Source organism: Ruegeria sp. CDSC081 (assembly GCF_059610485.1).
This window is the reverse complement of record NZ_JBXWNS010000005.1, coordinates 269,832-289,251: the sequence shown is the minus strand read 5'-3', so window position 1 is coordinate 289,251 and position 19,420 is coordinate 269,832. Positions and strand designations below refer to the sequence as shown.

Sequence of the window (19,420 nt, the reverse complement as noted above, 5' to 3'; positions counted from 1 at the left end):
TTAAGTCGTCTTGGTAATGCTGTTACTATTCCGAACCAACCAGCGCAACAATATTGCGCAGGCAAGTTGCCGCAGCGCTGAGGTTTTTGGTTTCGCCTCAGGGTAGTGTGAGGCCACGATCTTTACCCAATGCACGGCAATAGTCGATCCAGTCATTATTTTCGTTCAGCAGAGCCAATTTGCCAAAGCGATCCTGCCATGTCTCGGACAATCGAACCTGCGCGGACTGGATGTGTTTGTAGGGGTTCTTAATGCCTTCCTTTGCGGCCTGATCACGAGCTTCCACAACGAATAACGCCGCGCTGGCAAGCGCGGCGTCTGTGGTTGTTTGGTCCTTGTTCCGGCGTGCTCTCAGCTCGGCTAGCTCTGTAAAGATGACGCTGCACTCCGTCAGGCTGGTCGAAAGCGGTTGACGGTTCTGTGCGTCTGCGGCCCCTGCAAAGCAAATCACAAGGGCCGAAATAAGAGTGGGCCGAGAAGGCATTGTTAGATCAGTCGCGCTCGACACATAGGGCAACGCCCATGCCGCCACCGATGCACAGAGTCGCAAGACCTTTTTTCGCGTCCCGCCGCTTCATTTCGAACAACAGAGTGTTCAGAACGCGGCAGCCCGAGGCGCCGATCGGGTGACCGATGGCAATGGCGCCGCCATTGACGTTCACGATGGACGGGTCCCAGCCCATGTCTTTGTTCACGGCACAGGCTTGTGCGGCAAAGGCTTCGTTGGCTTCGATCAGATCCAGATCGTCAACCGACCAGCCCGCCTTTTCCAGCGCCTTGCGCGAGGCATAGATCGGGCCGACGCCCATGATCGACGGGTCCAGACCAGCGGTAGCATAAGATGCAATCCGCGCCAGAGGCTCAATCCCGCGCTTTTCGGCATTTGCCGCCGACATCAGCAGGGTCGCAGCCGCGCCGTCGTTCAGGCCCGAGGCATTGGCGGCGGTGACCGATCCGTCCTTAGCAAAAGCCGGGCGCAGTTTGGCCATGGCTTCCATGGTTGCGCCGTGGCGGATGTATTCGTCTTTGTCCATCACGATGTCACCCTTGCGGGTCTTGATGGTAAAGGGGGTGATCTCATCGGCGAATTTGCCTGCCTTCTGCGCAGCTTCGGCCTTGTTCTGGCTTGCGACGGCGAATTCATCCTGCATATCGCGGCTGATCTGCCACTTTTCAGCAACGTTTTCGGCGGTTTGACCCATGTGATACCCGTTGAACGCATCCCACAGTCCATCGCGGATCATTGTGTCGATATACTTCATGTCGCCCATCTTTTGGCCGGCGCGCAGAGCGGCGGCATGGGGCGACAGGGTCATGTTCTCTTGCCCGCCAGCAGCGACGATATCAGCATCGCCCAGTTGGATATGCTGTGCGCCCAGTGCCACGGCGCGCAGGCCGGATCCGCAGACCTGGTTGATGCCCCAGGCCGCGCTTTCCTGCGGCAGACCGGCGTTGATATGCGCCTGACGCGCCGGGTTCTGACCCTGGGCTGCGGTCAGAACCTGACCCAAAATTGTCTCGCTGACTTCGCCTTTTTCGATTCCGGCGCGTTCGACTACGGCTTCAAGAACGGCTGTGCCCAAATCATGGGCTGCGGTGTTCGCGAACGAACCACCAAAGCTGCCGACGCCTGTACGTGCGGCGGATGCGATAACTACATTGGTCATTATGATCAGTCCTTTACCGACATGGTCCGGCGGAATGTCTGACGGCGCAGGTCGAGAGGTTCCCCCCGCAACAAGAGCGCCCCGTAATCCCCCGCTCAAGTATCACTGCAATAGCGCAATGCTGCATTTGCAGCAACGGGCAGCTTGTCTCAGGACCCAAGGTCCCTGGTTTTTTGGGGTTAACCCGCCGATTTCTGTTCGTTTTCCGTTTTCCAGGGCGCAGAAACCGTAGGTGCGCCGAACAGAAATCCTTGCAGACAATCGACACCATTGGCCACCAAAAACTCAGCATCCGCTTTGGTTTCGACCGATTCGGCCGTGACCAGAATCTCAAATTCCCTTGCAACTGCGATCAGGGCACGAACCAGCGCCTGATTATCCGGGTTTTCACTGATGCCGCGGATGAACTGGCCATCAATCTTGGCGGCATCAAAAAGAAACTCGCGGAAATGGCGGAAGCAGAAATTGCTGGCACCAAAATCATCCAGCGCAAATGCAACGCCACGTGGTTGCAACCGGTCCATGAAATCGACCACGAGTTCCGGCACGGTCATGGCCGAACTTTCGGAAATTTCAAGGATCAGCCTTTCACCGATACTGGCATCTTTTTTCATGAACCGGTCAAGAACACGCGACCAACGTCCATATCCGATCGACCTTGCGGACATATTGATCGACATGCGGATGTCCGGGGTGCGCGCCAATGTGCGCAGGCCCATCTCAAGCGCGATGCAGTCCAATTCGCGGCCAATCGGGGTGTTTTCAAGCTGAGGCATAAATTCGCGTGCCGGGATGACACGACCGGTTTCATCCAGCACCCGGATGAAGCCCTCGTAGAAGGCGATACCATGTGGCGCGTTAGCCTGCATGACCGGTTGAAAGGCCAGTTTGCACTGTTTGTGTTTGACAGCATCCGTAGCCATCTGGATCGTTGAGTTGTCGCGCGACAGCACGGCCGCGTTTAACGGGCTGTCTGATCCTTCGGGTAAATCTGCCAGTTTCCTGTCCCGCATGATCGAAATCGCTTCCCTACCGTCGTCGGTCAGGATCCAATTTCAGGGCAAAGATGTGAATCTGCGGTTAATGGAAATGAAAATGTCAGCGGGCTGCGTCCAGAACACGTCCCAGAGATCTAGCGGCACCAATAACTGCGCCCGTAAATCCCAGCACCATCATGGCCAGTCCAAACGCGATCAGCGTTGCGGTCCCGGCGGCCAGCGCTGTCAGCATTGCGACAAGCAGGCCTATCAGTCCTAAAACTGTGGAAAATGTTGTCCAACGGGTCATGATAATCTCCGGTCACTCGTAATGCACATCGTTTGGATATGTGCAGGCTGAGCTAATTTTCAAGAAAATCAGCACGTGACAGGCGGATTCAAGCTTGTTTTGCTTCGGATTTGTGCGTTTCGGTCTCAAAATGCTCAAATCCGGGCGTCCCTCGATCCCTGGGGTTGCGCGAGATATGCTTGGCTTTGATCTGCTCCGAGCTATCCCGGCTGCCGTCATGGCTGTAACCGGGTGGGGCAAAGCAATAGGCCAACCGCTGGCGCAAAGTTAACCCCGATTGCGTGGCATCCTGCCAGATTCCGACCCATTCGTGAAAGGCGACGCGCAACGGGTTGAAGGTTCCGATATTGTGAACCAACCCATAGTCGACCTTGTCATCGACCTGCTCTGGCACAAAGGTGCCGAACATTTTGTCCCAGATGATGAACACGCCGGCATAGTTGCAATCCAGATAGCGTGCGTTGCGGCCATGATGGGCGCGGTGGTGGCTGGGGGTGTTCATAACCGCCTCGAACCAGCGGGGCATCTTGCCGATGGCCTCGGTGTGAATCCAGAACTGATAGATCAGGTTCAGACCGCCGACAAACAGAACCATTGCCGGATGAAACCCCAGCAGGATCAGCGGCGCGCGCACGACCATCATGAAGGTGAATGTATAAGTCCAGGTCTGACGCAACGCCGTGGTCAGGTTGTAATGCTGAGAGCTATGATGGTTCACATGGCTGGCCCAGACCCAACGGATGCGATGCCCGAACCGATGCACCCAATAGTAACGCAAATCGTCCAGCAAAAAGCACAGGATAATCACCGGGATCGAGGTGCCCAGGTTCAGCGGAGTAATCTGCCACAACCACATAAAGAACCCGTAGGCGATGAAACCGAGCAGAAACCCCGAGGCAATATTGCCCGCGCCCATGATCAGCGAGGTGACCGCATCCCGCGTTTCATAGCGCCCGCCCCGGCCTTTGAAAGCGATCCAGACGAACTCGGCCAGAATTGCGGCGATAAAGAACGGGACTGCCCATTGCACGGCATCGGGAAAGGAAATCTGGTCGGTCATGCGGGCTCCATCAGGTGTCGCCAGTGGGCGCGTTCGATGTCATCGAGGTGGATGCGGGTTGAGGGAGTTCCGAAATCATGAAACTGAACTTCGAATCCGTCCGGATGCTCGATCCAGTCATAATCCTGCAGGTGGCGGGCCACGGTATCCGCGCCGAACGACCACAAAAGGCCCGAACCGGTTGTGGTTCGGATCAGCGCGGAACGTTGGTCGTGCGCTACGGTTACATCTGCGATCACGTCATCGGGGAAATGGCGCGACCATTGCGCGCGGGCCAGATCAGGCGTCAGGGCGAACTGCCGCGAACGGCCAGTCAGATGCAGCAGAATAGTAATTCCGCCTATCCCCCCGATGACCAGAACTAACAATATCTCCAGCGGCATGACATCCTCCTGACCCACAAACTGCAAAGCGGAGGCTTGGCTGTCAAAGGTGGCGTCGCGTAAGCTGAAATTCGACCTGAAGCACCGGTTGGGGATCACGGTGCCCGTGCAAAGAGGTCAGTTGGTAATCGTATAGGTCCCCCCGGAATCACCCTTGCCTTTGTTGCGGGTAAAGGTCACCTGGTTCCCTTCTATCGTTACTTTCTGGCAATCCTGCGGGATCTGATTTCCGCCAACAACAAGCGTTCGGCACCAAAAACGTTTGTTCCAGATCCACGCGCCCGAGAATTTGACCTTGTCGCTGGTTTGTCCGGAAATCTTCCCGTCGGGTGAAATAAGCACCCAAGTGCCGCCATCTACCAGTTTTTTACCAGCGACAGCATTCTGAAAATCTTTTTCTTTCCTGATGTCTTTGGCCTCGGCAACCAATGCCGAGCCCAAAACCAGACAGGCAGCGATGGCCAGAGTGAATACGTTCTTCATAAAGAAAGCCTCCTCGTTACAACGACGGGGAGGCTATCATAAATTCAAGACTTCGGGAAAACGACCTTAGCTTTCTTCTGCGACCAGTGCCGCAATGATCGCCTTGGCACTGTCTGAATTCCACTCGGCATCCCCGATCAGGCGGGCGATTTCATTGCCATCGGGGTCAAGAATGACCGTGATTGGCAGGGCAATGACACCGAACTCACGTGCCACGGCCGAGCCCGGATCTTGATGGCGCGGCAGGTTCTCGATGTTGTTTTCCTCGAAAAACTTCTTGATCCCCGCGGATGAGTTGCGCCCGGTGGCCAATGTCAGGACTTCGAATTTGTCACCCCCGAATTCCGCCTGCAACTCGGCGATCTGAGGCATTTCCTTTCGGCACGGTGCGCACCATGTGGCCCAAAAGTTCAGCAGAACGTATTTGCCCTGATAATCCGCAAGCGTTGCGGTGCCACCATCATCTTCCAACTGAAATTCGACCAAGGTGTGCGGTTTGGGCTCTTTGTGCAGGATCAACCGCTTCAGGGTGCCTTCGCGCAGCGGACCCAGAGTTTCCGCATCTGTGGCCAAAGCCGCGTTTGCACCTAGCGCAAGGGCCATATAAAGGGGGATCAGACGAAATAGGTGCATATCAACTCCGGGTTTTCTTACATGACCGATCAATCTTCGAACCAGATGTGGGGCGGCCGCTTTGCCGCCGGTCCAGACGCGATCATGGAGGCAATCAATGCCTCGATCGGGTTCGATCAGCGGATGGCAGCCCAGGACATTGCAGGCTCGCGCGCCCATGCCGCCATGTTGGCTGCCACGGGCGTTATAACTGATAGTGATGCTGAGGCCATTCGGGAAGGGCTGCTCACCGTATTGTCAGAAATCCAGAACCGCGCGTTTCAGTTCTCGACAGCTCTGGAAGACATCCACATGAACGTCGAGGCGCGCCTGAAAGAGATCATTGGCGAACCTGCGGGCCGTTTGCACACAGGCCGGTCGCGCAATGATCAGGTGGCAACCGATTTCAAATTGTGGGTGCGTGATCAGTTCGATGCCGCCGATACCGGTCTGCTGGCCCTAATCCGCGCGCTTTTGGCGCAGGCCGAGGCTGGGGCCGATTGGGTCATGCCGGGTTTTACCCACCTGCAAACGGCGCAGCCGGTGACATGGGGCCATCACATGATGGCTTATGTCGAAATGTTCGGGCGTGATCTGTCCCGCGTCCGCGATGCCCGCGCGCGGATGAACGAATCCCCACTGGGGGCTGCCGCGCTGGCTGGAACCTCGTTCCCTATTGATCGGGTCATGACCGCCGAGGCGCTGGGCTTTGACCGTCCCGCTGCCAATTCGCTGGACGCCGTCAGTGACCGCGATTTTGCGCTGGAATTTCTGTCAACTGCTTCGATCTGTGCAATGCACCTGTCGCGCTTTGCCGAAGAACTGGTGATCTGGTCTTCTGCCCAGTTCCGCTTTGTCACCCTGTCTGACCGTTTTTCGACTGGCTCGTCTATCATGCCGCAAAAGAAGAACCCGGATGCGGCAGAACTGATCCGTGCCAAGGTCGGGCGCATTTATGGCGCCAACACCGCGCTGATGATGGTGATGAAGGGCTTGCCGCTGGCCTATTCCAAGGACATGCAGGAAGACAAGGAACAGGTTTTTGACGCTGCCGATAACTGGATGCTGGCGCTGGCAGCGATGGAAGGCATGGTCAAGGATATGACCGCCAACCGCGAAAGCCTGGCTGCGGCTGCAGGGTCGGGTTTTTCGACCGCGACTGATCTGGCCGACTGGCTGGTGCGCGTTCTGGGCCTGCCGTTCCGCGATGCCCATCACGTCACCGGATCGCTGGTTGCGATGGCCGAGAGCAAGGGCTGCGATCTGCCGGACCTGACGCTTGCGGATATGCAAACAGTGCATGCGGAGATCACCGATGACGTCTTTTCTGTCCTTACGGTGCAAAATTCGGTAAACTCGCGCCAGTCTTACGGCGGCACGGCACCGGATCAGGTGCGGGCTCAGGTCAAGCGATGGAAGGCGTTGGTGTAATGCGAATTCTGACTGCGGCTCTGTTGATGCTGGCAGGGGTAACCCTGGCCGGATGCGGTGCGGATGGCGAACCGATCCAACCAACGATGAGCGCCAATATCGGCGTCGGCACCAGCGGCGCCTATGTCGGGGGCGGCGTTGGCCTGCAACGCGGCCCCCTGAGCGTTTTTCTCGGGCGGTAGTGTTTCCCGAGTTGCAGTTTCAGCACTCAGTTCCCATTTCAGACCGATCAATGGCGCTTGGCCGTAAACCTTGGAAAAAGAAATGAATATGAAGATTTTAGGCCTGTTCTTTGGCCTCGCCATTCTTGCGGCTTGCGACCCATCCTATAAACCGCGACCCGATCCCGAACCCCAATCCGGCGGATCTGGAATTTCGATATCCGGTTATGGGCGGGTCGGCGTTTCGCATATTGAATGACGCGACACCCCTGTTTGCGTAGAATCCATTGATCCGCCGGGGCATTCTGGTCTAAGCGCGTCTTTATGGATCACTTTCTTTACCGCGACGGCGCGCTTTACGCCGAGGATGTCCCGATCTCCGAAATCGCAGCTGCGGTTGGGACACCCTTTTACGTCTATTCGACGGCGACGCTGCTGCGTCATTTCCAGCTGTTCGATGAGGCGTTGGACGGGACCGACCACCTCGTATGTTATGCGATGAAGGCCGCCAGCAATCAGGCGATCCTGAAGACGCTGGCCGAGGCAGGCGCGGGGATGGACGTTGTTTCGGGTGGGGAATACCTGCGGGCCAAAGCTGCCGGAGTGCCCGGCGATAAGATCGTGTTTTCGGGCGTTGGCAAAACAGCCGAAGAAATTCGCACTGCTCTGACCGGTGGCATTCGTCAGTTCAACGTGGAATCCGAACCCGAGATGGAGGTGATCAACGCCGTTGCGCTTGATTTGGGCGTCGTTGCTCCGATCACCGTTAGAGTAAATCCGGATGTGGACGCCAAGACCCACGCCAAAATAGCCACCGGAAAATCCGAGAATAAATTCGGCATTCCGATCGCCCGTGCGTCAGAAGTCTATGCCCACGCTGCCAGCCTGCCCGGGCTGAAGGTCATTGGCATCGACGTCCATATCGGCTCGCAACTGACCGAGCTGGAGCCTTTTGCATTGGCCTATCAGAAGGTTGCTGAGCTGACCGAGACGCTGCGCAGTGAGGGCCACAATATTCGCCGCCTTGATCTGGGTGGGGGGTTGGGCATTCCTTATGCGCGCTCGAACGAAGCGCCGCCGCTGCCTTTGGAATACGGTGCGCTGATCAAAGACACTCTGGGTCATCTGGGATGCGAAATCGAAATAGAGCCGGGCCGCCTGATTGCCGGTAATGCTGGTTTGATGGTCAGCAAAGTGATCTATGTGAAATCCGGCGAGGGCCGGGATTTCCTAATCCTCGACGGTGCCATGAACGACCTGATCCGCCCGGCCATGTACGAAGCCTATCACGATATCGTACCGGTGATCGAACCCGTGCCGGGCACGGAACAGCAACCCTATGATATCGTCGGTCCGGTTTGCGAAAGCGGCGATACATTTGCCAAGCAACGGCAGATGCCGCCACTGGGTGCTGGTGATCTGGTCGCTTTTCGCAGCGCAGGGGCCTATGGCGCGGTCATGTCCAGCGAATACAACACGCGACCCCTGATACCCGAAGTTCTGGTGCACGGAGATCAATTTGCCGTAATTCGTGAACGTCCGAGCTTTGACGAAATCATAAACCGCGATACCATACCCGAGTGGCTCTGACGCAATAGGCGCGCGGGCCAGTGAACGGAGGCCCGACTTGACCGCAAGAGAAACCTTGCCGATCCCCAGATTGTCTTTGCTGCTAACGCAGGTGGGGATGCTAAGCGAGCAGGTTTGGCGGTCTTTCTGGCCGTTTTTCTCAATTTCCATGGCGCTGTTGGCCGCGCTGATGCTCGGACTACAGGACCATGTCGGGTTGGAAACCGTTTGGGCCGCGGGGTCGGCGGCGTTGATTGGGCTGTTGGTTGCACTGATCCACGGCGTGCGGCGGTTCCGTATCCCAACACGAAACGAAGCGTTGATCCGGATGGATGAGACCCTGCCAGGGCGTCCTATCCAGGCTCTGATGGATGAACAGGCCATCGGCGCGATGGATGCTGATTCTGTGGCCCTGTGGCGGGCTCATCAGGCGCGTATGGCGGAACGTGCCGCACAGGCTGCGCCGGTAAAGCCCGATCTCCGACTGGCCGACCGCGACCCATATGCTCTGCGGTTCATAGCTTTGCTGGCGCTGGTGATTGCAGTGCTTTTCGGCTCATTTTGGCGCATAGGATCCGTGACAGAGATGACACCGGGTGCAGCCGTTGCCGGTCAGGGACCAAGTTGGGAAGGCTGGGTCGAGCCGCCACGCTATACCGGCTTGCCAACGCTCTATCTGGCGGATCAATCCGACCCGACACTTTCGGTCCCGCAAGGCAGCCGCATCACATTGCGATTCTACGGCGAGGTCGGTGCGCACAGCTTGACCGAAACCTCGACACCGCTGGGCACGGAAGCGGTCACCGACCCTGAACAGGAATTTGTCGTCGAACGTTCGGGCCGAATGACGATAGACGGGCCTTCCGGGCGCGATTGGGCGTTGGAAGTGATCGTAGATACGTCTCCACAGATCACCGTGTCGGACGTTGCCAAATCCGAAGCAGGCGGCCAGATGAAACTGCCCTTTGCGGCCAAAGATGATTACGGTGTGATAGCAGGCTCTGCCCTGATCGAACTGGATCTGGATGCAATTGATCGCCGCTATGGTCTGATGGCGATTCCAGAACCGCGTGAGGTGATCGAGGTTGAGTTACCGATGCCCATTACAGGCGACCGGGCCGATTTCACGGAGAATTTGATCGAGGATTTCTCACAACATCCCTGGGCGCATCTGCCAGTAAAGATCACTTTGATGGCGCGTGATGCTGCCGATCAGCAAGGGCAGTCTGAACCCTATACAACAGCACTTCCGGCGCGTCGGTTCTTTGATCCGCTGGCGGCTGCGATCGTTGAACAGCGGCGCGATCTGCTGTGGTCACGGGACAACGCGAAACGGGTATCTCAGATTCTGCGGGCGGTATCGTATCTGCCCGAGGACCTGTTCCGCTCGGATACGGCCTATTTGCGCTTGCGGGTGACACTTCGGCGGCTTGAGACATTTACCGAATACGGGTTGAAGCCGACGCAGCAGGAAGAAATCGCGGCCTCACTATGGAAGCTGGCCGTATTGATCGAGGACGGTACGCTTGCCGACGCTCTTGAGCGGATGCGCCGGGCGCAGGAGCGCCTGACGGAGGCGATGCAGAACGGGGCAAGCGACGAAGAGATCGCTGAGCTGATGCAAGAGCTGCGCGAGGCCACCCAGGACTACCTGCAACAGTTACAGCGGTTGGCAGAGCAGAACGGTGAAGAAGGTCAGCAGGGGCAAGACGGAGAATCCTTGCAGATGACGCAGGATGATCTGCAACGGATGATGGATCGAATTCAGGATCTGATGGAGCAGGGCCGTATGGCCGAGGCGCAGCAGGCGCTGGAGGAATTCCAGCAGATGATGGAGAACATGCGCGTCACGCAAGGTCAGGGTCAAGGTCAGCAATCCGAAGGCCAACAGGCGATGGAGGGTTTGGCAGAGACATTGCGCGATCAACAGGGGCTGAGCGATCAGGCTTTCCGCGATCTGCAAGAGCAGTTCAATCCCGGTGCGCAGACTGGTGAAAACCAGGGCAATCAGGGCCGCAATGGCGGTCAGGGCCGTGGTCAGAGCCACGAAGGCCAGGGCGGACAGGGGCAGGGTTCGGACCAGGCTGATGAAGGTCAGCAGGGTCAGGGTTCGCTGGCCGATCGTCAACAGGCCCTGCGCGATGAGCTGGGCCGCCAGCAACAAAACCTGCCCGGCACCGGTACCCCGGAAGGCGAAGCCGCCCGTGATGCGCTTGGGCGCGCTGGCCGCGCCATGGATGAGGCTGAGCAGGCTCTGCGGAATGACGAGCTGGCTGATGCTATCGACAACCAGTCCGAAGCGATGGATGCGCTGCGGGAAGGGATGCGCTCGTTAGGTGAGGCCTTGGCCCAGAACCAGCAGAATCAACCAGGTCAAGGCAGTCAGGAAGGTGATATGCAGGCCAACAACCGCGATCCGCTGGGCCGCAACCCTGGTGCAAACGGGTCGATGTCAACCGATGAGAGCCTGCTGCAGGGTGAGGACGTTTATCGCCGTGCGCGCGAGTTGCTGGACGAAATTCGCCGCCGGACCGGTGAATCCGAACGTCCCGAGATTGAATTGGAATATCTCAAGCGCCTGCTTGAACGGTTCTGATCAGTTCTGGGAAGCGCCAGCCTGGGTATCCAGCCAAAGCCGGGCTTGATCCACCAAAGACACATAAGGTTTGAGAACTGCATCCGCCTGAGGAACAGCCTCACTGATTTGCGGAGCATTGCCGTAGATCAGGAACAGGATCACACCAAGTATCAAGATCAGAGCGAACCCACGCAGAAAGCCGCCGGATTTGCGGGGCGCAGGCGCTGATACCTCGGGCGCATCTGCAGAGGCGTCGCCGCGGAATCCGGAATTGATCGTCTCGACATCGGGCAGGGCGTCACCTTGCCCGGAATCTTTAGCGGTTTCTGTAGCTGTCAGTTCCTTGACCGCCTGTTCGGGGTCTGGTTCCGGCTCGGAAGGTGGATCAAGAGCAAGATCAGGCTGGCTTTCAAGGCTGCTACCTTCCTGGGCCCGCAATTCGGCTTCGCGTGCAGCTTCTTCCTTCAGAATATCGGCGACCGAAGGATCCACATTGCTGACCGGCGCACCATCCTTTGGTGCGGTTTCGGGCTCGGGCTCGGTCTGGTCGGCGGTTTCTGACTCCGCCGGTGGAACTGCCTTATCCTCGGCAGACGTTTCATCTGCAGGTTGCTCAACGGTTGGATCCGCCGGATGTTTGGCCTGGAACCACGTTTTCTCGCAATTCGAACACTGAACATCGCGGCCTTCCTCTGGAATGACCTCGTCTGGCACCTCGTATTGGGCACTGCAGTTGGGACAAGTAAGACGCATGCTGCCTCCGGGCCGGGGGTTGGCCTGATAATAGTTTTTTTAAGAATGATATTCCGTTAGAACCAAACAGCAAAGCGCGTTTTCGGTTTCGCGGGCCAAGTGTCACCATTTGGACCCGGTACGGGCATTGAAACCTGAACCGCGCTGGGGCAAGAAGAGCGGCACAAAAATTGGGGGCCCCCGTGATCGAGCTGGACCATGTCAGCTACACCTATGGTGGAGGTGAATTGCTGAGCGACGTATCGCTTAAGCTTCAACCGGGGTCGTTTCATTTCCTGACCGGGCCGTCCGGTGCTGGCAAAACAACCCTGCTAAAGCTCTGCTATGGCGCATTGCTGCCCACATCGGGAAGGCTGAGCGTGTTCGATCAGGATATCGCCCGCCTTAACCGCGATCAGATGGCCCTGATGCGCCGCCGGATAGGTGTGGTGCATCAGGATTGCCGGTTTCTGGATCACATGACTTTGGCCGAGAATGTCGCTTTGCCGTTGATGGTATCCGGTAAGGCGGAAATTGCCGAGCAAACAGATCTGTCAGATCTGTTAAACTGGGTCGGGCTGGGTGCGCGTCTTGACGCGCTGCCACCAGAGCTGTCAGGCGGTGAACGCCAGCGTGCGGCGCTGGCCCGTGCGGTGATGCTGTCGCCGGATGTCGTGCTGGCCGATGAGCCTACGGGCAATGTGGATTGGGAAATGTCTCAGCGCCTTTTGCGCCTGCTGGTCGAATTGAACAAGATGGGCAAGACAGTCTTGATTGCGACCCATGATCTTAGCCTGATCCGTGCGGCGAAAAGCCAGGTGCAGGCGCGTGTTTTGCGCATCTCGCAGCGCCAAATTCAACTGGCGGGGGCGGATCTATGAACATGGAAACCTTCCGCAACCTGTTGAAACGTGATGGTCGTGCCGATCGAGTTGTTCCGCCCACTGGCTATACTGCACATCTCACACTGTTCGTGTCCGGTGCGATGGGCTTTCTTGCGGTGTTCGCGCTGGCTCTGTCATTGGCGTCGGGGCGAGTGGCAGACCGCTGGGCAAGCGAACTTGCCGGCGCTGCCACGGTGCGGATCAATGCCCCGGCCGACCAGATGGCCGCCCAGACTGAAACCGCGCTGACGGTGTTGTCGCAAACACCCGGTGTCGCCTCTGCCCGGGCGTTGACCATCGAGGAGCAGATTGCGCTGTTGTCGCCCTGGTTTGGCCCGGATTTGCCACTGGACACGCTGCCCGTGCCGCAGCTGATCGAAATTGTCGAAGGTGAGCCAGGTCTGGATGCAGCAGGATTGCGCCTGCGTCTTGGAGCCGAGGTGCCCGGAGCCGTTCTGGACGACCACTCGCGCTGGCGCGAACCTTTGGTTGATGCGGCCCGCTCGCTCCGGAGGCTTGGCTGGGTCTCAATCCTTCTGATTGGCGGAGCGACCGCCGCCATGATCACATTGGCGGCCAATGCGTCGCTGGCAGCCAACGCGCAGATTATCGAGGTGCTGCGTCTTGTCGGGGCCCGGGATCGATTTATTGCCAATGCGTTTGTTCGCCGCTTCACCTACCGCGCATTTTTTGGCGCGATGGTTGGTGTGCTGTTCGGAATGACAGGTGTGTTGTTGCTGCCCGAGGCATCGTCGGACGAGGGCGGCTTTCTGACGGGCCTGGGCTTTCAGGGGGCAGGGTGGCTGTTGCCAGCCCTCATCCCGGTACTGGGTGCTGCGGTGGCCTTTCTAGCCACATGGACTGCGGCAAACCGCAAATTGAAGGAGCTTTCGTAATGGCCACTCCAATTCAATGGATCCGCTCACTGGTCTTCATGATCGTGATCTACATGTGGATGCTGGTCCTTGGCCTCGTGTTTGCTCCTTACGCCATGTTTGCAAAGCGCGGAGCGCTGCATGCATGCAAGACCTATGCGCGCACAACCATGTGGCTGGCGCGTTGGATGGTTGGTATTCGATGCGAAATTCGCGGGACTGTGCCAGTGGACGAGGTGGTCATCGGGGCCAAACACCAGTCTTTCCTCGATATCATCATGATCTTTAGCGCGATTCCTCATGGCAAGTTCATTATGAAGCGCGAATTGCTGTGGACGCCAGTCATTGGGCTTTACGCAAGCCGCCTAGGGTGCATCCCGGTCAATCGCGGCAAGAAGGGCGCCGCTGTGGCCAAGATGGTCCAGGATGTGGCGAAGGAATTTACAGAACCTGGCCAGTTGGTGATCTATCCGCAGGGCACCCGTGTCGCGCCCGGCGTTCACAAACCGTATAAGGTTGGAACTGCCGTCCTGTACGAAGGCTTGGGAATCCCTTGCGTACCTGTTGCAACAAATGCCGGAGTGTTCTGGCCCCGCAGCGGCGTGATGCGCAAACCCGGCCTTGCGATCGTCGACTTCCTTGATCCGATAGAACCTGGCGTCGAACGTGCGCGCTTTCTGGACCGATTGGAAGATGTGATCGAGACGCGCTCGAACGCTTTGATGACAGAAGTGGGGTTTGATCCTGATGCAGTTCATTGACGATATCGAAACGCTTGAGGGGCATTACGGCGCACCGGGCGCCCCATCATTGCGTAGAGTAGCGCACCAGTTGACGCCTCTGTACCGGCAATGGGTCATGGCTTCGCGGCTATGCGTACTCAGTACGGTTGGGCCCGAAGGGGTCGATGGCAGCCCACGTGGCGATGATGGTCCGGTGGTTCTGGAACTGGATCCAAAGACATTGGCGATGCCCGACTGGCGCGGAAACAACCGGCTGGACAGCTTGCGCAATATCGTGCGCGATCCGCGTGTGTCCTTGATGTTCATGGTCCCCGGGTCGAACAATGTTGTGCGCGTCAACGGGTCGGCCCGACTGACGGCGGACCAAGACCTTCGAACCCGGTTCGAAAAACAAGGCAGGCTTCCGGCCACCGTGATCGTCATCGACATTACCGAGGTCTACACTCAGTGTGCCCGTGCGCTGATGCGTGCGCGGACTTGGAGCAGCGGGGACGAAGCCGCCATATTGCCGACAATAGGTGAAATCCTGGCCGAAGCGTCAGACGGCGAGGAAGGTGGCACGCAATATGATGAGGCCTGGGGGCAACGCGCCGCAAAAACGATGTGGTAGCCTGTTTACTTATCAAGGTTTGGTCAAAGAATCGTCACACGGGTAAGTAAGTAGATAACCGTGAGGCAAATACAGAATACAGGAGCCGTCAATGGAGCAGCTTAGTTCAGTTTGGGATTCTTTCCTGAACCACGCCCGCTATGTGTTTACGTCTCCTTTGGATCCCACGAACCGGATTTTCTATGTCTATGTCGGCAGTTCTCTGCTGATTGCCTTCGCCATCTATGCCGTGAAGCGCAGAAACGCGTCACATGTCGACGGAGAGAGTAGCTTTCTCGGGTTTCTGTTTCCCCGCAAGGTCTGGGATCACCCTTCGGCATGGCTCGATATCCGCTATTTCTTTTTCCACAAACTGATCGGGCATTTCCTGATATTGGGTCTGCTGGCCGGATCAGCCGCCTTGTCCTATCAATGGGCAAGCGGTGGGCTTGACCCCAATAACTCACCCCGGGCAGAGCCCTTGGTTGGCTGGTTGGGGGCTTTGGCTACCTTCACCTACATGCTCATTCTATTCCTGATTATGGATTTCATCGGCTACGCAGCCCATTACCTGCAGCACAAGGTCCCGCTGTTGTGGCAATTTCACAAAGTTCATCACAGCGCCGAGGTGATGCACCCGTTGTCGAATTTTCGCGAACATCCGATAGACAATATCCTCTACAATGTTGCGATTGGGTTTGGTGCCGGCGCAGTAACCGGGTTTGCGTTTCGACTGTTAGGGTACCAGCCGAACATGCCGGCATTGCTGGGCGTGCCGGTGCTGATGTTCTTGTTCAATGTCGGAGGCTATAATCTGCGACATTCCCATATCTGGTTGCGTTGGCCGGGTGTGTGGTCGAAAGTTTTTCCCTCGCCTGCGCATCACCACGTGCATCACAGTTGCCACCCGGACCATCTGGACAAAAACTTCGCCTTCATGTTTCCGTTCTGGGATGTGTTGTTCGGCACCTACATCATGCCCGAGGATAACAGGGACGTGAAATTCGGCGTGACCGAGAAGGACAAGGGTCACGAGATGGACACCTGCATGAAGCTCTATTTCCTGCCGTTCAGAGATGCGTGGCGTATTCTGAACAAGAAACGGCGGCCATCGTCTTACCAAGCGCCCGATGCAGATGCCGCCAGTCGCCATTCGGTCAAATAGCGAGCATCTGCGGTGGTTGCCGGCCTGACGTGATCTGCTAATCGCCTGTGTCCGCCAACACCTTGGCGGTGGTTTCGGCTGGGCATAGTGACGCAAACGCCCTCAAGCCGCGGCGGCTCCGATCTTGGCGATCTTGCTGACCCAGCGGTCCACGTGACCCGGTTTGGGATAACTTGCCCCGGCAAAATAGGTGAACCGGGTCGGCTTGAAGCCAACAAATCCCAAAATCTGATCGCGTACCTGGCGGATCAGGGCCTGGCGATAGATCAGGCGCATGAACCAACCCGGCGTATCTGATGTCAGAATGACGCGCGCGGTGCGTCCGCTCAGCATCGGGGCGGGCAATCCAATCTTGGTGGTGTTTCGCGTGTCAAAGGTGCGTCCGGGGATGAACATCCTGTCGATCAGACCTTTGAGCTTTGCGGGCAATCCGCCCCACCACATTGGCGTGGTCAAGACCAGGTGCTCGCTCCATTCGAAATCTTGCAATACCTGCTCAAGAACCGGTTCTAGCGGTTTGAAATCGTGATAATTGCCCTGACCAAAATCAAAGTCGAATTGCATCTCACTCAGATGAACCAGACGCACGTCATGTCCCTTGCCTCGGGCGGCGTCGGCATAAGTTTCGGCAAAGGTCCGCGACAGGCTGCTATCGGCGGGGTGTCCGTCGAGGACGAGTATTTTCTTCGGTTGCATGGGGCTCTCCTAAAAATGACCATGGTCACTTATAGAATCTAAAAGTGACCGCGGTCAATAAAAATTTGACCATGGTCAAAAAACATGCGAGCTAACAATATGCAAAAACCACCCCAGAAACGAACTCTCAAAACTCGGGCCCGGCTTTTGGCGGCTGCCGAGGCGCTCATTGAAAACAGCGGATACGAGGCGCTGAGGGTAGAAGAGGTCGTCCAGAGCGCGGGCGTCGCCAAAGGGACGTTCTTCGCGCATTTTCGCGACAAGGATGCCTTGATGGAGCTTCTGATCGCAGATCGGCTGAATGCCTGCCTCGATCAGGCCGAGGCTGGGACCGCGCCCAAATCGGTGAATGATATCATGACCGCCCTGCAGCCGGTTCACTGCTTCATGACATCCGAACGGTATGTCTTTGACTTGTTGATAAGATATTCGGGGGCGACGGCTATCGCCGATATCGGACCGATCGCATATTGCTTTGAGCGCTACTTTCGTGTGGTGATGATGTGGCTTGACGCTGCGGATGTCCGACAGGACATTCCGACCGAGCTGTTGGCCGAAGGTGTTCAGGCCTTTGCCATTCAGGCCATGTCCCTGAAGTTCTGCGCCTTGCACGCCTCGACCGGTTTTACCGACCGGTTGAGGGTCTATCTGGATGCATGGTTGACCCCGGCGACCTAGTCACCTGGGTCCTTTTGTTAGCTGTGAATTGGCCCGTCACCGCAGGCCAGGGCCGCCTCACGCACCGCTTCGGAATATGTCGGATGTGCGTGACAGGTTAGCGCTAGATCTTCGGCCGAGGCGCCGAATTCCATCGCCACGCAGACCTCGTGAATCAAATCACCCGCAGCCGGGCCAATGATATGCGCGCCCAGAATGCGGTCGGTTTCCTTGTCTGCCAGAATCTTGACGAAACCATCCGAGGCAAAGTTCGCCTTGGCGCGGCCATTGCCCATGAACATGAACTTTCCGACCTTATAGGCACGGCCCTGTTCTTTGAGCGTCGCCTCGGTCTCGCCGACATTGGCGACCTCGGGCCAGGTGTAGATCACGCCCGGAATGACGCCATAGTTCACATGCCCATGCTTGCCCGCAACCTGTTCGGCGGCGGCCATGCCCTCGTCTTCGGCCTTATGCGCCAGCATCGGGCCTTCAGTCACGTCGCCGATGGCATAGACGCCCGGCACGTTAGTCTGCCAATCGGCGCCTACCTTGATCTGACCGCGGGGTGTCATTTCAACACCCAAAGCGTCCAGCCCCAAACCATCCGAGAACGGTTTGCGCCCAGTAGCGACAAGGACGGTATCGGCGTCAATCACATGCTCGCTGTCATCCTTCAGCAGCTTATAAGTCACCTTGGCCTTGGTCTTGGTGGCTTCGGTCTTTTGCACCGCAGCACCCATGACAAAGTTCAGGCCCTGTTTCTTGAGGATGCGCTGGAAGGTTTTCTGAACCTCAGGGTCCATGCCCGGGGTGATTTCCTTGAGGAATTCGATCACCGTGACTTCGGAACCCAGACGGCTGTAGACCGAGCCCAGTTCAAGCCCGATCACACCTGCGCCGATGACGACCATCTTTTTCGGGATTTTTCCCAGCGCCAACGCACCGGTCGAGGTCACGACAACCTTTTCGTCCACTTCGACACCGGGCAGTGCGGATGGCTCGGACCCGGACGCGATGATGATGTTCTTGGCTTCATGCACCTCGTCACCCACCTTGACCTGCCCAGCGGCCGGGATCGAACCCCAGCCTTTCAGCCAGTCGATCTTGTTCTTCTTGAACAGGAATTCGATGCCCTTGGTGTTGCCGTCAATGACTTCGTCCTTATAGGCCTGCATCTGCTTCCAATCGACCGAAGGGCTTTTGCCCTTGAGGCCCATCTTGGCAAAGTTATGCTCGGCCTCGTGCAGCTGATGGCTGGCATGCAGCAACGCCTTGGACGGAATGCAGCCCACGTTGAGGCAGGTGCCGCCCAGCGTCTCACGCCCTTCGACCACGGCGGTTTTCAACCCCAGCTGCGCGCAGCGGATGGCGCAGACATAGCCGCCGGGGCCTGCTCCGATTACGATGACGTCATATTGAGACATGGGTTTTTTCCTTCCGAAAACCGACTCTGTTCCCAAGTCAGTATTTTTGTTTATCGCCTAAGTTCTTGAGCGGGGCGAGGCTGTTTTTGGCGCTAAGCTTTCTACCCGTTCGGAACGGCGTCTTGCAAATTGATACACGTTAGCTCCCGAAAACATCTCGGTACCACGATTCCATCTGGGTGTAGATCACGCTGCAAACTTCTTCTCTAAAGTCGATCTCAGTTAGGTTCATATCCCCGTGGGACGATTGCTCTCTGAACTCTTCGCAGTACTCTAAAGCTTTTATGACCTCAGTAGTGCGCTGAAGTACGCGCATGTCAGTTTCGGCTATCCATTGGTACATTGGGAATAATGCGGCAATCGCCACAAGAATAATCACGATCTTCTCTATAATTCCAAGCAGGTTCGAGAGTTTTTCCAT

Annotated in this window: 23 protein-coding genes; 11 read left to right on the top strand and 12 right to left on the bottom strand. The window is 57.3% G+C overall.

All coding sequences use genetic code 11. From position 1 onward, the window contains the following. Positions 1-97: 97 nt before the first annotated feature. From AC2FH9_RS11305 to AC2FH9_RS11270, 8 genes are all read right to left on the bottom strand, one after another. Positions 98-484, bottom strand: coding sequence for a hypothetical protein (locus AC2FH9_RS11305; protein ID WP_496871576.1), 387 nt, complete (start codon positions 482-484; stop codon positions 98-100). Between the two features lie 7 nt (positions 485-491). After that, positions 492-1,667: an acetyl-CoA C-acetyltransferase gene (locus AC2FH9_RS11300; RefSeq protein WP_142635424.1), complete on the bottom strand. Its 1,176-nt coding sequence runs from the start codon at positions 1,665-1,667 to the stop codon at positions 492-494. 179 nt (positions 1,668-1,846) lie between these two features. Next, positions 1,847-2,680 (bottom strand): EAL domain-containing protein, encoded by an 834-nt coding sequence (locus AC2FH9_RS11295; protein WP_271948473.1) that lies wholly within the window; start codon positions 2,678-2,680, stop codon positions 1,847-1,849. A gap of 85 nt (positions 2,681-2,765) precedes the next feature. Continuing rightward, on the bottom strand, positions 2,766-2,954 hold the full coding sequence (locus AC2FH9_RS11290) for a hypothetical protein (protein ID WP_281995235.1): 189 nt from the start codon (positions 2,952-2,954) through the stop codon (positions 2,766-2,768). An 88-nt stretch (positions 2,955-3,042) separates the two neighbouring features. After that, positions 3,043-4,014, bottom strand: a complete 972-nt coding sequence (locus tag AC2FH9_RS11285; RefSeq protein ID WP_496789416.1) for a sterol desaturase family protein — start codon at positions 4,012-4,014, stop codon at positions 3,043-3,045. Beyond that, positions 4,011-4,397, bottom strand: coding sequence for a hypothetical protein (locus tag AC2FH9_RS11280; protein WP_496871575.1), 387 nt, complete (start codon positions 4,395-4,397; stop codon positions 4,011-4,013). The genes AC2FH9_RS11285 and AC2FH9_RS11280 overlap by 4 nt, the downstream gene beginning before the upstream one ends. A 117-nt stretch (positions 4,398-4,514) precedes the next feature. Beyond that, positions 4,515-4,880 (bottom strand): hypothetical protein, encoded by a 366-nt coding sequence (locus tag AC2FH9_RS11275; protein ID WP_496696463.1) that lies wholly within the window; start codon positions 4,878-4,880, stop codon positions 4,515-4,517. A gap of 66 nt (positions 4,881-4,946) precedes the next feature. Next, entirely contained in the window at positions 4,947-5,513 is a 567-nt protein-coding gene (locus AC2FH9_RS11270) for a TlpA disulfide reductase family protein (RefSeq protein WP_496871573.1), read from the bottom strand. A gap of 21 nt (positions 5,514-5,534) precedes the next feature. Between AC2FH9_RS11270 and argH the strand changes: the two genes are divergently transcribed. From argH to AC2FH9_RS11245, 5 genes are all read left to right on the top strand, one after another. Beyond that, positions 5,535-6,923 (top strand): argininosuccinate lyase, encoded by a 1,389-nt coding sequence (gene argH / locus AC2FH9_RS11265; RefSeq protein WP_496871571.1) that lies wholly within the window; start codon positions 5,535-5,537, stop codon positions 6,921-6,923. Next, a complete protein-coding gene (locus tag AC2FH9_RS11260; RefSeq protein ID WP_142635440.1) occupies positions 6,923-7,105 on the top strand; it encodes an argininosuccinate lyase in 183 nt (60 codons plus the stop codon). Before argH ends, AC2FH9_RS11260 begins: the two co-directional genes overlap by 1 nt. Positions 7,106-7,187: 82 nt before the next feature. Beyond that, complete coding sequence (locus AC2FH9_RS11255; RefSeq protein ID WP_185956656.1) at positions 7,188-7,343, top strand: hypothetical protein; 156 nt, start codon at positions 7,188-7,190, stop codon at positions 7,341-7,343. 65 nt (positions 7,344-7,408) lie between these two features. Then, positions 7,409-8,674, top strand: a complete 1,266-nt coding sequence (lysA, locus tag AC2FH9_RS11250) for a diaminopimelate decarboxylase (RefSeq protein ID WP_496871570.1) — start codon at positions 7,409-7,411, stop codon at positions 8,672-8,674. A gap of 37 nt (positions 8,675-8,711) precedes the next feature. Then, positions 8,712-11,249, top strand: coding sequence for a TIGR02302 family protein (locus AC2FH9_RS11245; RefSeq protein ID WP_496871569.1), 2,538 nt, complete (start codon positions 8,712-8,714; stop codon positions 11,247-11,249). Here AC2FH9_RS11245 and AC2FH9_RS11240 read toward each other — a convergent pair whose 3' ends face one another. Beyond that, a complete protein-coding gene (locus tag AC2FH9_RS11240) occupies positions 11,250-11,984 on the bottom strand; it encodes a zinc-ribbon domain-containing protein (RefSeq protein WP_496871567.1) in 735 nt (244 codons plus the stop codon). A 182-nt stretch (positions 11,985-12,166) separates the two neighbouring features. Between AC2FH9_RS11240 and AC2FH9_RS11235 the strand changes: the two genes are divergently transcribed. The 5 genes from AC2FH9_RS11235 (at position 12,167) to AC2FH9_RS11215 (ending at position 16,219) form a co-directional block, all read left to right on the top strand. Next, complete coding sequence (locus tag AC2FH9_RS11235) at positions 12,167-12,844, top strand: cell division ATP-binding protein FtsE (RefSeq protein ID WP_142635446.1); 678 nt, start codon at positions 12,167-12,169, stop codon at positions 12,842-12,844. After that, complete coding sequence (locus AC2FH9_RS11230) at positions 12,841-13,743, top strand: cell division protein FtsX (protein WP_496700920.1); 903 nt, start codon at positions 12,841-12,843, stop codon at positions 13,741-13,743. The genes AC2FH9_RS11235 and AC2FH9_RS11230 overlap by 4 nt, the downstream gene beginning before the upstream one ends. Continuing rightward, positions 13,743-14,483 carry a lysophospholipid acyltransferase family protein gene (locus tag AC2FH9_RS11225; protein WP_496693568.1) on the top strand — a complete coding sequence of 247 codons (741 nt, stop codon included), beginning with the start codon at positions 13,743-13,745 and terminating at the stop codon, positions 14,481-14,483. Before AC2FH9_RS11230 ends, AC2FH9_RS11225 begins: the two co-directional genes overlap by 1 nt. After that, positions 14,470-15,075 carry a pyridoxamine 5'-phosphate oxidase family protein gene (locus AC2FH9_RS11220; protein ID WP_496871563.1) on the top strand — a complete coding sequence of 202 codons (606 nt, stop codon included), beginning with the start codon at positions 14,470-14,472 and terminating at the stop codon, positions 15,073-15,075. Before AC2FH9_RS11225 ends, AC2FH9_RS11220 begins: the two co-directional genes overlap by 14 nt. A 91-nt stretch (positions 15,076-15,166) precedes the next feature. Then, positions 15,167-16,219, top strand: a complete 1,053-nt coding sequence (locus AC2FH9_RS11215) for a sterol desaturase family protein (protein WP_271948450.1) — start codon at positions 15,167-15,169, stop codon at positions 16,217-16,219. 102 nt (positions 16,220-16,321) lie between these two features. Here AC2FH9_RS11215 and AC2FH9_RS11210 read toward each other — a convergent pair whose 3' ends face one another. Beyond that, complete coding sequence (locus AC2FH9_RS11210; protein WP_142635456.1) at positions 16,322-16,915, bottom strand: NAD(P)H-dependent oxidoreductase; 594 nt, start codon at positions 16,913-16,915, stop codon at positions 16,322-16,324. Between the two features lie 99 nt (positions 16,916-17,014). On the opposite strand from AC2FH9_RS11210, the gene AC2FH9_RS11205 reads away from it, so the two are divergent. Continuing rightward, the gene (locus tag AC2FH9_RS11205) at positions 17,015-17,593 is read left to right on the top strand and encodes a TetR/AcrR family transcriptional regulator (protein WP_496871561.1); all 579 of its coding nucleotides are present in this window, start codon (positions 17,015-17,017) and stop codon (positions 17,591-17,593) included. Between the two features lie 17 nt (positions 17,594-17,610). Here AC2FH9_RS11205 and lpdA read toward each other — a convergent pair whose 3' ends face one another. Together lpdA and AC2FH9_RS11195 are read right to left on the bottom strand one after the other, a co-directional pair. Then, a complete protein-coding gene (gene lpdA, locus AC2FH9_RS11200) occupies positions 17,611-18,999 on the bottom strand; it encodes a dihydrolipoyl dehydrogenase (protein WP_496871559.1) in 1,389 nt (462 codons plus the stop codon). A 139-nt stretch (positions 19,000-19,138) separates the two neighbouring features. Beyond that, a complete protein-coding gene (locus tag AC2FH9_RS11195; protein ID WP_496871557.1) occupies positions 19,139-19,420 on the bottom strand; it encodes a hypothetical protein in 282 nt (93 codons plus the stop codon).

What these genes read in the sequence shown, in the direction of transcription:
- AC2FH9_RS11225 (WP_496693568.1), top strand. Translation starts at nt 13,743, where the DNA reads ATGGCCACTCCAATTCAATGGATCCGCTCACTGGTCTTCATGATCGTG.
- AC2FH9_RS11230 (WP_496700920.1), top strand. Translation starts at nt 12,841, where the DNA reads ATGAACATGGAAACCTTCCGCAACCTGTTGAAACGTGATGGTCGTGCC.
- AC2FH9_RS11240 (WP_496871567.1), bottom strand. Translation starts at nt 11,984, where the DNA reads ATGCGTCTTACTTGTCCCAACTGCAGTGCCCAATACGAGGTGCCAGAC.
- argH (WP_496871571.1), top strand. Translation starts at nt 5,535, where the DNA reads ATGACCGATCAATCTTCGAACCAGATGTGGGGCGGCCGCTTTGCCGCC.
- AC2FH9_RS11290 (WP_281995235.1), bottom strand. Translation starts at nt 2,954, where the DNA reads ATGACCCGTTGGACAACATTTTCCACAGTTTTAGGACTGATAGGCCTG.
- AC2FH9_RS11285 (WP_496789416.1), bottom strand. Translation starts at nt 4,014, where the DNA reads ATGACCGACCAGATTTCCTTTCCCGATGCCGTGCAATGGGCAGTCCCG.
- AC2FH9_RS11205 (WP_496871561.1), top strand. Translation starts at nt 17,015, where the DNA reads ATGCAAAAACCACCCCAGAAACGAACTCTCAAAACTCGGGCCCGGCTT.
- AC2FH9_RS11220 (WP_496871563.1), top strand. Translation starts at nt 14,470, where the DNA reads ATGCAGTTCATTGACGATATCGAAACGCTTGAGGGGCATTACGGCGCA.
- AC2FH9_RS11305 (WP_496871576.1), bottom strand. Translation starts at nt 484, where the DNA reads ATGCCTTCTCGGCCCACTCTTATTTCGGCCCTTGTGATTTGCTTTGCA.
- AC2FH9_RS11275 (WP_496696463.1), bottom strand. Translation starts at nt 4,880, where the DNA reads ATGAAGAACGTATTCACTCTGGCCATCGCTGCCTGTCTGGTTTTGGGC.
- AC2FH9_RS11255 (WP_185956656.1), top strand. Translation starts at nt 7,188, where the DNA reads ATGAATATGAAGATTTTAGGCCTGTTCTTTGGCCTCGCCATTCTTGCG.
- AC2FH9_RS11295 (WP_271948473.1), bottom strand. Translation starts at nt 2,680, where the DNA reads ATGCGGGACAGGAAACTGGCAGATTTACCCGAAGGATCAGACAGCCCG.
- AC2FH9_RS11195 (WP_496871557.1), bottom strand. Translation starts at nt 19,420, where the DNA reads ATGGAAAAACTCTCGAACCTGCTTGGAATTATAGAGAAGATCGTGATT.
- lysA (WP_496871570.1), top strand. Translation starts at nt 7,409, where the DNA reads ATGGATCACTTTCTTTACCGCGACGGCGCGCTTTACGCCGAGGATGTC.
- AC2FH9_RS11300 (WP_142635424.1), bottom strand. Translation starts at nt 1,667, where the DNA reads ATGACCAATGTAGTTATCGCATCCGCCGCACGTACAGGCGTCGGCAGC.
- lpdA (WP_496871559.1), bottom strand. Translation starts at nt 18,999, where the DNA reads ATGTCTCAATATGACGTCATCGTAATCGGAGCAGGCCCCGGCGGCTAT.
- AC2FH9_RS11210 (WP_142635456.1), bottom strand. Translation starts at nt 16,915, where the DNA reads ATGCAACCGAAGAAAATACTCGTCCTCGACGGACACCCCGCCGATAGC.
- AC2FH9_RS11215 (WP_271948450.1), top strand. Translation starts at nt 15,167, where the DNA reads ATGGAGCAGCTTAGTTCAGTTTGGGATTCTTTCCTGAACCACGCCCGC.
- AC2FH9_RS11280 (WP_496871575.1), bottom strand. Translation starts at nt 4,397, where the DNA reads ATGCCGCTGGAGATATTGTTAGTTCTGGTCATCGGGGGGATAGGCGGA.
- AC2FH9_RS11270 (WP_496871573.1), bottom strand. Translation starts at nt 5,513, where the DNA reads ATGCACCTATTTCGTCTGATCCCCCTTTATATGGCCCTTGCGCTAGGT.
- AC2FH9_RS11260 (WP_142635440.1), top strand. Translation starts at nt 6,923, where the DNA reads ATGCGAATTCTGACTGCGGCTCTGTTGATGCTGGCAGGGGTAACCCTG.